This is a genomic window from Solibacillus sp., assembly GCF_040273735.1.
GTDB lineage: Bacteria > Bacillota > Bacilli > Bacillales_A > Planococcaceae > Solibacillus.
In genome coordinates this window covers 1-16,230 of sequence record NZ_JBELZM010000025.1, presented here as the reverse complement: position 1 = coordinate 16,230, position 16,230 = coordinate 1, and the positions used below count along the sequence as shown (strand labels likewise).

Sequence of the window (16,230 nt, the reverse complement as noted above, 5' to 3'; positions counted from 1 at the left end):
TCATACTTCGAATTAATTGAAGATGGTGTATACTATGACTAAATTATGTTTTGGAAGAAGGGAACTTACGATGAACGAAAAGTATGTAGATGATAGTTTTGCTTTGCATACCGATTTATATCAAATTAATATGGCGGAAAGCTATTGGGCAGACGGCATGCACAACCGGAAAGCTATATTTGAGTTGTATTTCAGACAATTGCCGTTCGGGAACGGCTATGCAATTTTTGCCGGATTGGAGCGCATGCTGAATTATTTAAAAAAATTTCGATTCAGTGAAACCGATATCGCATATTTACGAGATGAACTTCATTATAAAGAGGATTTTATCGAATACTTAAAAACGATTCGTTTTACGGGTTCCGTGTATTCGATGGAGGAAGGGGAACTTGTTTTCGCGAATGAACCGATTGTGAGAATTGAAGCGCCGCTAGTGGAAGCACAGCTGATTGAAACAGCGCTATTGAACATCGTAAACTACCAAACGCTGATTGCGACAAAAGCGAGCCGTATTAAGCAAGTTGTTCAAAAGGAAATTGCGATGGAGTTCGGTACACGCCGCGCGCAAGAAATGGACGCAGCTGTTTGGGGAGCTCGTGCCGCAGTAATTGGCGGTTTTGAATCTACTTCAAACGTAAGAGCAGGGAAGCTGTTTAATATCCCTGTATCGGGTACACATGCACATGCATTGGTTCAGGCATATAAAAACGATTATGATGCATTCCATTCCTATGCAAAGCGTCATAAAGACTGTGTGTTTTTAGTTGATACGTACAATACATTAAAGTCAGGTGTTCCTACAGCAATCCGAGTAGCGAAAGAACTTGGTGATAAAATTAACTTTATCGGAATTCGTTTAGACAGCGGAGATATTGCCTTCCTTTCAAAGGAATCACGCCGTATGCTTGATGAAGCAGGTTTCCCGGATGCGAAAATTATCGTTTCAAATGACTTGGATGAGTATACGATCTTAAACTTAAAGGCGCAAGGTGCCCGAGTGGACATGTGGGGAATTGGTACAAAACTCATTACTGCATATGACCAGCCTGCTCTAGGTGCTGTCTATAAAATGGTTTCCATTGAAAATGATCATGGTGAAATGGAAGATACGATCAAAATTTCAGCTAATGCCGAAAAAGTAACGACACCTGGTTTAAAAAGAGTTTACCGAATTATCAATAAGAAAAGCGGGAAATCAGAAGGGGATTACATCGCCATGGCTGATGAAAACCCTGCTGCCGAAGAACGAATTAAAATGTTCCATCCGGTGCATACATTTATCTCCAAATTCGTAACGAACTTTGAGGCGAAGGAGTTGCACCGAAAAGTGATTGATAAAGGTGAAATTGTTTATGAAAATCCTACATTAATGGAGATTCGTCAATATGCGTTCGACAACTTGGAATTGCTTTGGGATGAATATAAACGTTCGTTAAATCCAGAGGAATATCCGGTCGATTTAAGTCAAAAATGTTGGGATAATAAAATGCGCAATATCCAGGAAGTGCGCGATATGGTAACAGAACTCGAAGAACGATAAGGAGTGAGGACATTGTCTATGTTGCAAAAACAAATTATTGAAGAGTTAAAAGTACAGCCGACAATCGATGTAGAACAGGAAATCCGTAAGTCTATTGATTTTTTAAAGGAATACACAAAACATCATCCTTTCTTAAAAGGATTTGTGCTCGGTATTAGCGGTGGGCAAGACTCAACGTTAACGGGTAAGCTTGCTCAAATGGCTGTCGATGAACTAAATGAAGAAGCGGGGGCATCTATTTATTCGTTTTGGGCGGTAAGATTACCTTATGGCAAACAATTCGATGAAAAAGATTGCCAAGATGCACTAGACTTCATTCAGCCTACAGAAGTGTATACAGTTAATATTAAAAATGCTGTAGATGCAAGTGTAGAAGCACTTTTGGAAGCAGGAATCACGTTGAGTGATTTCGCAAAAGGAAATGAAAAAGCACGTGAACGAATGAAAGTACAATATTCGATTGCAGCATCAAATGACGGTGTCGTACTTGGCACGGATCATGCTGCAGAAGCCGTAACAGGCTTTTATACAAAGTATGGCGATGGTGGTACGGATTTAATGCCGATTTTCCGTTTAAATAAACGCCAAGGTCGGGCGATTTTAAAACATTTAAACTGTCCTGTACATTTATATGAAAAAATTCCGACTGCAGATCTAGAGGAAAACCGCCCTGCATTGCCGGATGAAGTAGCACTTGGTGTTACGTACGAGCAAATTGATGATTATTTGGAAGGCAAGGAAATACCCGAGCAGGCACGTGAAAAACTTGAAGGACATTATTTGCGCTCCATGCATAAACGAAATATGCCGATTACAATTTTCGATGATTTCTGGAAACGATAATACACTTTTGATCATGATAAATCACCTTACTTCATTTTGATGAAGTGGGGTGATTTTCCATTTTTAAGGAAAACTAGTTGTGCTCGCATTTTGTTTTCGTTATGCTTAAACTACATGCCAAAGGTACAACGATTTCAGGTGGGAGGACTATTCATGAATGAACAGATCGAAGGAATAATCAGAAATATTGAAAAAGTTATGATAGGTAAAAGAGAGATTGCCGAGCTAAGTATTGTTTCGCTATTAGCAGGAGGGCATGTATTACTGGAAGATGTTCCAGGAGTTGGGAAAACAATGATGGTACGTGCGCTTTCAAAGTCTTTAGGTGCAAGCTTTAAACGTATTCAATTTACACCGGATTTATTACCATCTGATGTAATAGGCGTTTCTATATATAATCCGAAAACATTGCAGTTTGAGTTCCGTCCGGGGCCGATAGTCGGCAATATTGTATTAGCGGATGAAATTAACCGTACTTCACCAAAAACACAGGCTGCTTTGTTGGAAAGCATGGAAGAGGGGTCAATTACGGTAGACGGTGAAACAATTCAACTGCCGAAACCTTTCTTTGTAATGGCAACACAAAACCCGATTGAATATGAAGGGACATACCCGCTTCCGGAAGCGCAGCTGGACCGCTTTTTACTGAAAATAAAAATGGGCTATCCAACAAAGGAAGAAGAAATCGAAGTGTTAAATCGTGCCGAAAGATCGGTTCCGATTGATGACCTTTTCCCAGTATTGACAATTGAGCAGTTGAACGATTTAAGAGAACAAGTAAAGCAAGTTCATGTAGAAAATAATATTAAAGAATATATCGTGTCGATCGCACAGCATACACGTCATCATGAAAATGTGTATTTGGGTGTAAGTCCCCGTGCTTCCATCGCATTAATGCGTGCCGCGCAAAGCTACGCCTTTATGAAGGGGAGAGACTATGTCATCCCGGATGATATTCAATATTTAGCGAAATTCGTTTTCGGCCACCGAATTATTTTAAAACCAGAAACACGCTATGAAGGAATTACGGAAGAACGAGTGATTGAAAGTGTTCTGCGTTATGTCCATGTTCCTGTGAAAAGGTATATACCGTAATGAAAGGAATTAAGCAGTTTCTGAAGCATGGCGGGCGTTTAATTACCGTTGTTTCGTTGCTCATTATTACGTATTGCTATGCAATGTTCCAAGGGGGCTTTGTAAGCTGGTTTGTTTTCTTCACGATTCTACCGTTTTTGGTCTATTCAATTTTACTGGCGATTATACCGATTCGTTTTAAAGAAATATCCCGTACTTTATCTAAGGAACGAATTGAACGTGGGAGCAATGTACAAGTTACTGTAACATTCCGGAATACGAGCTGGTTTCCGTTTGTTTTCATGATGGTCCGAGAACTGCCGATGAGGGAAGAACATTTTGAAAAACCGAACGGAAATGTAACGAAACTATTTTTAGTAGGGTGGAAACGCGAGTTTAAGTGGACTTATGAATTAAAGGAGTTAAAACGCGGAGAGCATCATTTTAGAGGATTGCTGTTTACATGTACGGACTTTTTCGGATGGACAATAAGGAATGTGGTAATAAATCACCCGCAGCTATTTTTAGTATATCCGAAAGTATCTGATGTCAAATTATTGCCGATCGGAATGCAATATGACCAGGGGACAAGTCAATCCCGCTATTCTTTGATCAAGGATACAACGGTTGCGACAGGGGTCCGCGAATATGTACCAGGCGACCGATTTTCCTGGATTCACTGGAAATCCTTTGCGAAAAATGGAGAACTGCGCACAAAGGAATTTGAAGATCAAAAATCACAAAATACATTTGTGCTAATCGATCGTGCAGTACAGAAGAACTTCGATGATGTAGTCGATTACACGGCGTCTTATATAAATAAAATTGTAAAAAAACAGGGCGATGTTTCATTTTTAAGTGTTGGGGTTGACCGTTATTTTATGCCGATAATTAAAACGGGCAAACAATATGAAAAGGTGCTGCAGCATTTGGTGACAGTCGAGCCGGATGCGCAGTTTGGTGTCGAACGTCTGTTTTTTGAAGAACAAAAAATGATGAGCCGCTCTGTTGTTGTCATCATAACAGGTGAAATGACTCCGGCATTGCAAGAAGTACTGAATGCCGGAACGAAATATGCACGCAAAATTATATGCTTTGTTGTAAGTGACCAAAAAGATCCGGTTCCGCATATAAGCCAAAATAATGAAGTGCATTATATCGAGATGGACGAGTTACAGCGAACGTATTCGGAGGTGAAGCACGCATGAGACGCAGCACAGCCGAAAAAATAGAACTTGCGATTTTTTATTTTATTGTTTTCCTGATTTTACGAGAATGGCTAGTGCCGGTTATAGAGTTGACGAACACCGGCTACTTTACGCAGTTTGTATTGTTCATAGGAATTTGTTTAGTTCTCGGTGTCTTTTCACTGCCTTTTATAATTAACTGGCTCATTAAACTGACGTACATAACATGGTTTATTGTCAGTGTGTATAAAGATGAGGCATTGACGACGATGCAATTTATATCAGGAGAACTGAAATATAATTTGGATATGCTGCTTGCGGGAGAGTGGATTTATGTAAGTGATCCATTCCGGACAAGTCTGTTTTTCATATTGATTTGGATGCTGATTTATTTAATTCAGCATTGGGTAAGTGTGCGCTATAGTATTTACTATTTCCTGCTGCTTACAGTATTTTTCATCGGGACACTTGATACTTTTACAGAATACGATGGCACAGCGGCGATTATAAAAGTAATGTTGTTAGGTCTTGTGCTTACATCTTTGCTGTTTATAAAAAGACTTATGCAGGCAGCGGAAATGCAAAAAGACTGGATGAACTACTTGAAGTATGCAGCCCCGATTATTATTTTTGTCATGATGGCAGGTATTGTTGCAACACTCATGCCGAAAGCAGAGCCTCAATGGTCGGATCCGGTACCGTATGTAAAAAGTATTGCGGGTATTGGAGGTAATGGGAGTCAGTCGGTTGCAACAGTTGGCTATGGGGAAAATGATGAACGACTGGGCGGACCGTTCGCAGGTGACAGTACGCTTGTCTATGAAATAAAAACACCGATCCGTCAATATTGGCGTGTGGAGACGAAGGATGTTTATACGTCTAAAGGTTGGGAGCAATCGAGTGATGAGACAGTGCAGCAAACGCTTCAGTTATCAGATCCGCTGCCGCTTTCAATCATACCTGGAAGTAAAGAACCCCAGTCGGTGGAAGTGCAGGCTATAAATGAAGAATATATGTTTCTATTACAAGCATATGGAATTACTTCTTATGATTTAAACGGGATGCATACTGGGTTAAGATATAATACAGGCAATGAGAAAATTTTGCCGCTTATCAATAGTGACGTTATAGCGCCTGCATCATACGAAATGACATTTCAGCAGCCGGAATATAGTTACGTAGCCCTGAAAGAAACATTATCCTCAACAGGAAGTAATCCGCGTTATTTACAGCTCCCTGATAATTTACCGCAGCGTGTAACCGATTTAGCTCTTGAAATTACCGATATGTATGAGAGTGTATATGATAAGGCACGTGCGATTGAAGGTTATTTTGCGCGTAGTGGCTTTCAATATGAAACGACAAATGTGCAAGTTCCATCAGCGGATCAAGATTATGTAGACCAGTTCTTGTTTGAAACAAGGCTTGGCTATTGTGATAACTTCTCTACGTCAATGGTTGTCATGCTGCGTTCGATAGGAATTCAGGCGCGTTGGGTAAAAGGTTTTTCAAGCGGAGAACGGATTGCTTCACAAGACGGGATGTTTACGTATCAAGTGACAAATAACGATGCCCATTCATGGGTGGAAGCATATATTGACGGCATTGGCTGGATGCCGTTTGAGCCGACAATTGGCTTTAGCAATCCGATGAATATCAACTATGATGTGGATTTCGAAGCTCCGGAAGAAGAGCAGTTACCTGAAATGGAAGAACCGGAAGCACCGCAGCCGGAGTTGGAAGAGAAAGATACAACAAAGCAGTCAACTAACGGTACAAGTGGAATTGACTGGTCAAAATTTAAATGGGTGCTGTACGGATTACTGGCACTTGTTGTGATTGGGATAACTATTGCCTGGAAAAAACGCGGGAAATGGCAACCGAAACTGGCTGTCCAAATGAACCGTTCAAAATTGGACAAAGCGGCGTCATTTGAAGAAGCTTACTTTGTATTGTTGAAACAACTGGAGCGTATTCACTTAAAAAGAGGGCAAGATGAAACGCTGCAACAGTTTGCAATGCGTGTCGATCGACAGTTGGATACGACGAAAATGAGTGAATTGACGGCGTTTTATGAACGTCTTATTTATGCGAAAAAGACCGATCAAATGAATACGACTGAAATGAAAGAAATTTGGGAATATTTAATCAATCGTACGAGTGGTTGATTTTAATTCGACTAAAGAGTAAAATTTAGAAAAATAAATAGTATTGTGCCTTCATATAAGTCTGGTAATATGGTCCAGATGTTTCTACTAAGTTACCCTAAATAACTTATCTATGACGGTGGGTCTCACTATATCCTTATAAGGGATAGGTATACCCACTTGAAGAAGAGATGAAATATGAACGCGTAGAAATTATTTTCTTACGCGTTTTTTTTCTTAATATAGGCCGCAAAAAATTAGAAGAGGTGGAAATAGTGTCAACTCCTTTGTTAAAAGAGCAAGAAAAGATTGTCGTTCTTGATTTCGGTAGTCAGTTCAATCAATTAATAACTCGTCGTATTCGTGAATTTGGTGTGTTTTCGGAATTACATCCACATACTATTACTGCTGAAGAAATTAAAGAAATGAATGCTGTAGGTATCGTATTCTCAGGTGGTCCAAACTCTGTATATGATGAATCGGCATTCCATGTAGATCCAGCGATTTTTGAATTAGGTTTACCGATTTTAGGTATTTGTTATGGCATGCAGTTAATGGCCCACACGAATGGCGGTAAAGTGGAAGGCGCGGCAACTCGTGAATACGGAAAAGCTGAAATTAACATTACTTCGGATAATAAATTATTTGCGGAATTACCAAAAGATCAAGTTGTATGGATGAGCCATGGTGACCATGTAACAGCAGTGCCGGAAGGTTTTGAAGTTATTGCGACAAGCCCGGCATGTTCGATTGCGGCAATGGCTGATGCTTCTCGTAAATTTTATGCAGTGCAATTCCACCCGGAAGTACGCCACTCTGTATACGGAAATGATTTACTGAAAAACTTCGTATTCAATGTTTGTGAAGCAAAAGGCGACTGGTCAATGGCAAACTTCATTGAAATCGAGATAGCGAAAATCCGTGAGCAAGTTGGAGACAAGCAAGTGCTTTGTGCATTATCAGGCGGAGTTGATTCATCTGTAGTAGCAGTGCTAATCCACAAAGCAATCGGTGACCAATTAACTTGTATGTTCGTGGACCACAACTTAAACCGTAAAGGCGAAGTTGAGCAAGTTATGAAAACTTTCACAGAAGACTTCGATATGAAACTGATCAAAATCGATGCTCGTGAACGTTTCATGAATAAACTTGCGGGTGTTTCTGACCCTGAACAAAAACGTAAAATTATCGGTAACGAGTTCATTTACGTATTTGATGAAGAATCATCAAAGCTAAAAGATATGGACTTCTTAGCGCAAGGTACACTTTACACAGATATTATTGAATCTGGTACAGCAACTGCCCAAACAATTAAATCACACCACAATGTTGGTGGTTTACCGGAAGATATGAAGTTCGAATTAATCGAACCATTAAATACACTATTCAAAGACGAAGTACGCGCTTTAGGTCTTGAATTAGGTTTACCTGAAGAAGTTGTATGGCGTCAGCCTTTCCCGGGTCCTGGTTTAGGTATCCGTGTACTTGGTGAAGTAACAGAAGAAAAACTGGAAATCGTTCGTGAAGCAGACTACATCCTGCGCGAAGAAATCAAAAAAGCTGGTCTTGAACGCGACATTTGGCAATACTTCGCTGTATTACCTGACATCCGTTCAGTAGGTGTAATGGGCGATGGCCGTACGTACGATTACGCAATCGGTATCCGTGGTGTTACATCAATCGACGGCATGACATCTGACTGGGCACGTATCCCTTACGATGTATTGGAGAAGATTTCTGTTCGTATCGTAAACGAAGTGAAGCACGTTAACCGCGTGCTGTATGACATTACCTCTAAGCCACCAGCAACGATCGAGTGGGAATAATACTGATTGTCTAATATCACATCATTGTAGCCTTATTACATTTACAGAATCGCCATTCTTATAATGATAATGCCCCTGGAAGTTAGGAAAAAGTCTAACCTCCGGGGGTTTTTATTTTTCGGTAACGTAAAAGAACAGGGGGACATACTTTTATTGTGCTGGTTTGCATCGGATGTACAAAAAAGGAGTTTGTTCACAAAGATTAACTTTTTAGGAAAAGAATAAGTTTTGTTCTGTTCAATTTAAATTGGATGTATTAAAATTTATGAAGCCAACATGCACTTCTTATCAAGACGCAGCAATAGAGGTTAACTTGAATAATTGGGATATTAATCACCAATCAGATAAGGGGAGCGAATTTCTTTGTTTACAAAACCTGACCTAGAAAGCATGCATATGATTGAATGGAGATTAGATCCCTTAATAATACTATTGTCCTTCATTATCGCTTTTGGTGCATCGTATACAGCGATTTATATTAATCGGCGCATCAATGTAAAGGGTTTTTTCCATAAAAATTTATGGTTAGTGCTGGCTTCGCTGGCGATGGGGCTTGGAATTTGGTCGATGCACTATGTTGGAATGAGTGCGTTAGTAATATCCCTTCCTATGAAGCATAATTTGGTAATGACACTTATATCTGTCATCCCTGCTATTGTTGCATCGTATATGGCATTTTTTTTAACCAATAGCGACAATAATAAGGTTCGAACATTTATCAGGGCTGGTATTTTTATGGGGTGCGGTATAGCACTTATGCATTACCTAGGTATGGCTGCAATGGAGATGGATGCAAAGGTTGTATATAATCCGGTACTATTTAGCTTATCGATTTTGATAGCAATTGTTGCATCGTTTGCCTCTTTGTACATCTTTTCGATTACTGATACTAAAATGGAAAAGTTTTTGGCGAAAATTATCGCCGCTTTTTTAATGGCTATCGCTGTAACAAGCATGCACTATACAGGTATGTTAGCAATGGATTTTTATGTTGAGGGATTGATCCATGTACATGCCCATGATTCCAATATGATTGAAGTCGTGTTGTTTGTGACAATTGGAATTGTCAGTTTGTTTGGGCTTGCAATTTTAGCCAGTCGCCTAGACAGATATGTCGACTACCGTATGAAAAATTTTGACGCATTGACGCAATTGCCGAACCAGAACCAATTTACGGAAGACCAGCGTATTAAAAAAGATACGAAAATGGTAGCTATTATCCATTTAAACAACTTAGAGAAGTATATATTGGCTTATGGCTATTCTTTTGGGGATGCCATTGTGAAAAGTGTGCTGGAAATAATGCAAACTAATCTGCCCAAGGAGACGAAATTGTATCGAACGGAAGCTAATCGCTTTACGGTGATACATGCACCTGCTGAAAGTGTGCAAAATACAATCAATGGACTGCGGTGTATTTGTCTTTTGTTAGAGCGTCCGCTTAATATTAATGAACGTATGGTTTCGGTAGAAGCGGTATTTGCTGTTTCGCAGTCAGATGAAAAAAAGGCGGTTGGTGAACATTTTGCCAATACAATTGCAGTATTACATGCCCCGTCGACAAAATCCGGGCATGAAATTATCACGTACGATCCTAAAATTCATACGTTTAATTTTGAGCGTCAACTAAGCCTTGATATTCAACGGGCGTTGGATGAAAATGAGCTGTTCATCGTATATCAGCCAAAAGTACATCCTGAGCAAAACAGTGTAGTAGGAATAGAGGCGCTTATGCGTTGGAAGCATCCGGTGTTCGGTATAATATCTCCGGCGGTGTTTATACCGATTTTAGAAAATACTAATCGTATATCAGATGTGACGGATTGGCTAATCGCGAGAGTTTGCCAACAATTAGCCGTATGGACTAATATAGGGATAGAGCTTCCGCAAATATCGATTAATATTCCAGGTATGTATTTGACGTCGCCGCGTTTAAATAGAGTAATCAATGAGAGTTTGCTTAAGTATAAAATTCAAGCGTCTAAAATTGAACTGGAAATTACAGAAACAAGTGTCATTCATGATATTCATAATGCCATATCAGCAGTTAGGACTTTCAGAGAAATGGGCTTGTCTGTAGCGCTGGATGATTTCGGTACAGGATTATCATCGTTATCTTATTTAAAAGAAATACCGATATCCACTATTAAGATTGATAAATCATTTATAGATGGTGTGCCCGATTCCGAAAAAGACGCATCAATCCTAAAATCGATTATTCATCTGTGCTATTCACTTGGTTTAAATGTCCTGATAGAAGGTGTAGAAACAAAAGAACAATTTCAGTTTATTATGGACCTGGAGAGAGTGCCCATCATACAAGGTTATTATTATTCAAAGCCATTGACAGTCGAAGAGTACGAACGTTGGTGGGAAAAGCGAAAAAAGTAGGTGAACAAAATGGGGAAATATCAATTGGATAGTAAAGGGAAGGCAGCTGTTGCGAAGTATCATGAAAAAAACAAGCCTGCCCAATTCGATAAAAAGCAACAACTTGAAAAATTGCGTGCGCAGTATTTGGAAAAGAAACAGCAACAAAACGATAAATAGGTTGTATGGAAACGTAGGAGGAGTAACATCTTTCTATGTTTTTTATTTGGCCTCTAATTTCGACGTAATCTATTAATAATAAAATATTGTCATAGCAGTGTTTCTTTTTCTTTCATTTTTATTACAGAATGTTAAATATATCATCATTACGTTTATTATTTAGGAGAAAAGGTATTGTATAGTATGCCAAATCAAGTATAGACAGACGGTATAAAAAACTAACAAAATAACTGGAGGAATGAAACATGGAAACACGTGATAACAAATTATATGGTATTTATGACAATGAAGCGGAATTACAGGCAGAAATGGATCGCCTTCGTGCACAAGGCTATGGTGAAGAAGATATGTACATCGTATCTAATCGCAACGATCAACTATCTATGTACCGAAACTCAAAAGGTTACAGCACTAACACAGATGGTTATGACACTGATCATAAAGAAGGTTCTTGGTGGGACCGCTTTAAAGCATTCATGATGGGTGAAGATCTAGTACGCGATCAGCACTTTACACAAATGGGCATCTCTGAGGATGAACGAAACCGTTATTATGATGAATTGCAGGCAGGGAAATATTTATTGTATGTAGATAGAGACTATGGTACTTATTTTGATGAAGGTACTAAAAATTACGGTTTGAATAATCATTATGAGCGTGATTATGAAAAAACTGATGAAGAACGTTTAGCGCTTCATGAAGAACGCTTGCAAGTAGATAAAAAACGTGTACAAACGGGTGAGGTGCAAGTCGATAAACATGTAGTCGAAGAGCAGCAAACGATCGAAGTGCCAGTAGAGCATGAGGAGGTTTATGTAGAAAGACGTCCGGTTAATGAGGACACAACACTTAATGCAAATGGAAAACTTCATAACGGAATCACTCATGCCTATGAAGAAGAGGGTAAAATCCATATCCCGGTAACAGAAGAACAAGTGGATGTTACGAAGAAAGATGTCGTTACGGAGGAAATCGTAGTCGGCAAACGAAAAGTAACAGATACGGAAACTGTTTCAGACACGGTTCGCCGTGAAGAAGCGGACATTAAGGATACGACTAATACTACAAATCATTTAAATGATTTGGACAATTTGGATAATGATCCGTTAAAACGAACAAACCGCGGATTATAAAATAGTTATAAAAAAAAGGAAGCCTGTTTTACGCAGGCTTCCTTGTTTTATATGTTAGTTATATTCTAGTAAGTCATTTTAGGCTTAAATTATTCTTCAACAGTGGCTTTTTCGCGAGTTTTCCACTCGATCCCACTAGTAACACATCCGAATGTAACGATTATTAAAAGTACAAATAATGTGTTATGTAACCAATATGGCATTCAAACCGCTCCTTTAATGTTCTGTGTTTCTTTTATTATTTTAACATATTAAAGGGAAATACACTTACTTTTATATAGCCAGATATAATTAATTTTCTTTCTTTGTGACAGAAAATGTCACAATTATAAATAAGAAAAATGCAAGCAGTAAAAGAGTACCGCCTACAATGAAGAACACCATGTTCATTGTTTCATTTGTGTCCAGCGGGTTTAAATAATACAGCCACATTCCTATACATAAACCAAAAGCACCGATCATACCTAGAATACTTTGGATTTTAACAAAGATCAGCTTGCGAACGGGTACTGAATAATAGAAAATCCCCCATGCAAAAACCGATAACCATCCTACCAACACAAAGTGTGCGTGGACTGGTCGTAAAGCATAGTTCATGTTACCGCTCATAATTGATCCGATAAATACACCGATGAAACCTGAAACAGCCGCAAAGCGAATTAAATGCATTGCCCATTTTCGTTGTTGTTGCAAAAAAATCCCCCCTCTATTTGTTCAAACTTCACTATAGAGGAGCAATATAACATTTCTATAAACTTTCTATAAATTAATTATTAGTGTAATAAATAGAATACGTTATGCTTGTGGAAATCTTCGATAATCTCCGGCGGTAATAATGTGAGCAGTTCATCCTTCGACGCCCATAAATAGTGTAGATGCTCTTCGGATAAAGTAATTTGCTCCTCTTTTGTATCGCATAAGAAAGTGAGCAGGACAATTTGGCGCGTTTTACTCGTGTGGAATGTTGTCGAAAACAACTGATTTTTTACAGTAATATTCAATCCGACTTCTTCTGAAAATTCCCTCTTAAGTGCACTTTCAAATGACTCACCAAAATGCATATTTCCACCGACCGTCTCCCATGTGCCGGCGCCAACCGTTTCGATTTGTGAACGCTGTACGATCAATATTTTATTGTTTTTTACAAGAACTCCCTTTACAACTACCTTAATTTCATTCAATATGAATTCCCCGCTTCAGTATAAATATAGTCAGACTTAAGATTAGTTTTTGTTTATTCCAAGTTTAATAATAACAAATAAAGAAATGAGAACAGAAGTAAATGACTAATTTATGGATGTTTTCACGAACTATGAATTAAAATTTATAAAAAATGTTCGGAAATAGCTTGTAATTTAAAAAATGAAATGATATATTACAAACGTAAATTAAATACGTCGTCGTATAATGTCGGGAATATGGCCCGTGAGTTTCTACCGAATCACCGTAAATGATTCGACTACGATTTATAAATAAGTAACAACACTACTATACTTGGAGTGTAATATACTTATTTTCCTTAAATCGTGGACATGCGGCATTTATGCTTTGCGTGTCTTTTTTGTTTTTAAGGTTAATTGTTCTTTAGATGTTGAAGACGACAACACGGAGGAAAGTTTCATTATGAAAAAGTATTTCGAGTTCGATAAACTTGGAACTAATTATCGCCGAGAGATTTTAGGTGGTTTTACAACATTCTTGGCAATGGCTTATATTTTAGTAGTAAACCCTAGCATTTTAACGCTATCTGATATTGAAGGTCTACCAGATGCACTACGCATGGATTACGGTGCAGTATTTGTGGCAACAGCTGTTTCAGCAGCAATTGGGTGTTTCATCATGGGGATTGTTGCAAGATATCCTTTAGCTTTAGCGCCAGGTCTTGGCTTAAACGCATTCTTTGCTTACACGGTTGTATTAACAAACGGAAGCCCTTGGCAACACGCTTTGGCTGCAGTATTTGTATCAGGTGTATTTTTCCTACTATTAACGGTTACAGGATTACGTGAAAAATTAATCAACGCCATCCCAATGGAACTTAAAATTGCCGTTGGTGCTGGTATCGGGTTATTCGTTTCGTTTATCGGTTTAAAAAATGCTGGCATTATCGTTGCGAGTGAGGCGACAGTTGTCGGTTTAGGTAACTTACACGATGCTGAAGTATTGTTAGCGATTTTTGGTATTCTTCTTACAGTAATTTTCTTAGTTCGTGGAATGAAAGCTGGCGTATTTATTGCGATGGCAATTACTGCAATAGTAGGTATGGTCATTGGGTTAGTTGATTTACCATCTCAAATTGTTTCAGCACCACCAAGTGTTGAACCAACTTTCGGTAAACTATTCTCAGCTTTCACTGATCCTGAGTTCTACTCGCTAACAATGGTATCGGTTATTCTATCATTCTTGTTCGTAGACTTCTTTGATAACGCAGGTACTTTAATGGCTGTTGCCAATCAAGCAGGATTTGTTAAAAATAATAAATTACCTCGTGCAGGTAAAGCATTAATCTCAGATTCAATCGCTTCTATTTCAGGTTCAATCTTTGGTACATCAACAGTTACATCTTATGTAGAATCTTCAGCAGGAGTTGGAGCAGGTGCACGCACAGGTTTCGCTTCAATCATTACCGGTATCTGTTTCTTATTGGCGCTATTCTTATCACCAGTATTAAGTGTTGTAACAAATGCAGTTACTGCACCGGCATTAATCGTGGTAGGTATTTTAATGGTATCTTCACTTGGACAAATCGAGTGGAATAAATTCGAAGTAGCTGTACCAGCATTCTTCACAATGTTAATGATGCCGTTAACATCATCAATCGCAACAGGTCTTGCGGTAGGTTTCGTATTCTATCCATTAACGATGGTGTTAAAAGGTAAAGCAAAAGAAGTTAACCCGATTATGTATATTTTCGCAGTGCTCTTCCTGATTTATTTAGGTACTGTCGGATCAATGTAAAATCATTTACCAGTCAACTATTGTTGGCTGGTTTTTTTATTTTGCAGGAAAATATAATAGGGGAATCGAACTTAATATTAAAGGGGGAGAGTTTATGGTTATCAAAATAGAAGAAGCAAAGGAACAACACTATATAGAAGTAAATCGTTTAGTAAGGCAAGGTCAAGACGATCATGTAAAGGGGGATAGTACGGTATTCCGTAAAGTGGAGAGTGTTATGCCACAAGAATATTATTTGGAATTGCTTGAGCAAGAGCAAAGTACAGTATTAATAGCAAGGAAGGAAAATAAAATAATGGGCTTTGCTGTTATAAGTATAGAAGCTTCTCCTGATTTCCCTTCGTTAGTTCAGAGGAGATTTGCATACATTCATGATTTTGGTGTAGATGAGTCAGAAAAACGGAACGGAATTGGATCACTGTTATTTGAAGCTTGTCTAAAGTGGGCAAAAGAAATGAATGTTGATGAAGTGGAGTTAAATGTATGGGAGTTCAATAAAGAAGCCATTGCATTTTATAAAAAACATTCTATGAAAACCATCAGCAGAAAAATGAGATTGGCTATTCAATAGTTATTTCTTTAGGAGAAGTAAACTATTTTTGAGTGACAAGTAAATCAACTTTACTCTATATATAATAGGAAGAAACTCAATTTAAGTCGGAGAGCAAAAATCAGAAAATTTTTTCTTTAAATAAAGGGTTGCATAAACCTTTGTATCGGGTGTATAGTTAATCACGTTGCTGCGAAACAAACGCAAACAACAAAACGAAAAAATGAATTTTAATAAAGTTGTTGACAAACATAAACAACACTGTTAAAATTTAAAACAGTCGCACAAACGACTAGCACAATGAACCTTGAAAACTGAACAAGCAACGTTAATGAAACAAGCTTTTTAAATGAAGCAAACAATAGATTTCAACTTCTAACGAAGTTGGATCGCTAGCAAAGCAAATGAGCTTTCAAACTACT

The 16,230-nt window shown here is 38.4% G+C and carries 13 protein-coding genes and 2 riboswitches; of the genes, 11 read left to right on the top strand and 2 right to left on the bottom strand.

Features of this window, described 5'->3' with window-relative positions; genetic code table 11:
- Nucleotides 1-70 precede the first annotated feature (70 nt).
- The 9 genes from ABS917_RS17635 (at nucleotide 71) to ABS917_RS17595 (ending at nucleotide 12,300) form a co-directional block, all read left to right on the top strand.
- Nucleotides 71-1,540 carry a nicotinate phosphoribosyltransferase gene (locus ABS917_RS17635; RefSeq protein WP_350480217.1) on the top strand — a complete coding sequence of 490 codons (1,470 nt, stop codon included), beginning with the start codon at nucleotides 71-73 and terminating at the stop codon, nucleotides 1,538-1,540.
- An 18-nt stretch (nucleotides 1,541-1,558) separates the two neighbouring features.
- Nucleotides 1,559-2,383 carry an ammonia-dependent NAD(+) synthetase gene (gene nadE, locus ABS917_RS17630; RefSeq protein ID WP_350480233.1) on the top strand — a complete coding sequence of 275 codons (825 nt, stop codon included), beginning with the start codon at nucleotides 1,559-1,561 and terminating at the stop codon, nucleotides 2,381-2,383.
- 153 nt (nucleotides 2,384-2,536) lie between these two features.
- On the top strand, nucleotides 2,537-3,478 hold the full coding sequence (locus tag ABS917_RS17625; protein ID WP_251691709.1) for an AAA family ATPase: 942 nt from the start codon (nucleotides 2,537-2,539) through the stop codon (nucleotides 3,476-3,478).
- On the top strand, nucleotides 3,478-4,665 hold the full coding sequence (locus tag ABS917_RS17620) for a DUF58 domain-containing protein (RefSeq protein WP_350480216.1): 1,188 nt from the start codon (nucleotides 3,478-3,480) through the stop codon (nucleotides 4,663-4,665). Before ABS917_RS17625 ends, ABS917_RS17620 begins: the two co-directional genes overlap by 1 nt.
- Nucleotides 4,662-6,812 carry a DUF4129 domain-containing transglutaminase family protein gene (locus tag ABS917_RS17615; protein WP_350480215.1) on the top strand — a complete coding sequence of 717 codons (2,151 nt, stop codon included), beginning with the start codon at nucleotides 4,662-4,664 and terminating at the stop codon, nucleotides 6,810-6,812. Before ABS917_RS17620 ends, ABS917_RS17615 begins: the two co-directional genes overlap by 4 nt.
- 31 nt (nucleotides 6,813-6,843) lie before the next feature.
- A riboswitch (purine riboswitch) is annotated at nucleotides 6,844-6,945 on the top strand.
- A gap of 118 nt (nucleotides 6,946-7,063) precedes the next feature.
- Nucleotides 7,064-8,617, top strand: coding sequence for a glutamine-hydrolyzing GMP synthase (gene guaA, locus ABS917_RS17610; protein ID WP_350480232.1), 1,554 nt, complete (start codon nucleotides 7,064-7,066; stop codon nucleotides 8,615-8,617).
- Nucleotides 8,618-8,980: 363 nt separating this feature from the next.
- Nucleotides 8,981-11,008, top strand: a complete 2,028-nt coding sequence (locus tag ABS917_RS17605; RefSeq protein ID WP_350480214.1) for a bifunctional diguanylate cyclase/phosphodiesterase — start codon at nucleotides 8,981-8,983, stop codon at nucleotides 11,006-11,008.
- 9 nt (nucleotides 11,009-11,017) lie between these two features.
- A complete protein-coding gene (locus ABS917_RS17600) occupies nucleotides 11,018-11,167 on the top strand; it encodes a hypothetical protein (RefSeq protein WP_339173936.1) in 150 nt (49 codons plus the stop codon).
- A 245-nt stretch (nucleotides 11,168-11,412) separates the two neighbouring features.
- Nucleotides 11,413-12,300 (top strand): DUF2382 domain-containing protein, encoded by an 888-nt coding sequence (locus ABS917_RS17595; RefSeq protein WP_350480213.1) that lies wholly within the window; start codon nucleotides 11,413-11,415, stop codon nucleotides 12,298-12,300.
- Between the two features lie 291 nt (nucleotides 12,301-12,591).
- Here the strand turns inward: ABS917_RS17595 and ABS917_RS17590 are convergent, their stop codons facing one another.
- Nucleotides 12,592-12,993 (bottom strand): hypothetical protein, encoded by a 402-nt coding sequence (locus tag ABS917_RS17590; RefSeq protein WP_350480212.1) that lies wholly within the window; start codon nucleotides 12,991-12,993, stop codon nucleotides 12,592-12,594.
- 80 nt (nucleotides 12,994-13,073) lie between these two features.
- Nucleotides 13,074-13,481, bottom strand: a complete 408-nt coding sequence (locus tag ABS917_RS17585) for an NUDIX hydrolase (protein ID WP_350480211.1) — start codon at nucleotides 13,479-13,481, stop codon at nucleotides 13,074-13,076.
- Nucleotides 13,482-13,680: 199 nt separating this feature from the next.
- Nucleotides 13,681-13,782: riboswitch (purine riboswitch) on the top strand.
- A gap of 141 nt (nucleotides 13,783-13,923) precedes the next feature.
- On the opposite strand from ABS917_RS17585, the gene ABS917_RS17580 reads away from it, so the two are divergent.
- Together ABS917_RS17580 and ABS917_RS17575 are read left to right on the top strand one after the other, a co-directional pair.
- Nucleotides 13,924-15,258 (top strand): NCS2 family permease, encoded by a 1,335-nt coding sequence (locus ABS917_RS17580; RefSeq protein ID WP_350480210.1) that lies wholly within the window; start codon nucleotides 13,924-13,926, stop codon nucleotides 15,256-15,258.
- Nucleotides 15,259-15,352: 94 nt separating this feature from the next.
- Complete coding sequence (locus ABS917_RS17575; protein WP_350480209.1) at nucleotides 15,353-15,829, top strand: GNAT family N-acetyltransferase; 477 nt, start codon at nucleotides 15,353-15,355, stop codon at nucleotides 15,827-15,829.
- Nucleotides 15,830-16,230: the final 401 nt, after the last annotated feature.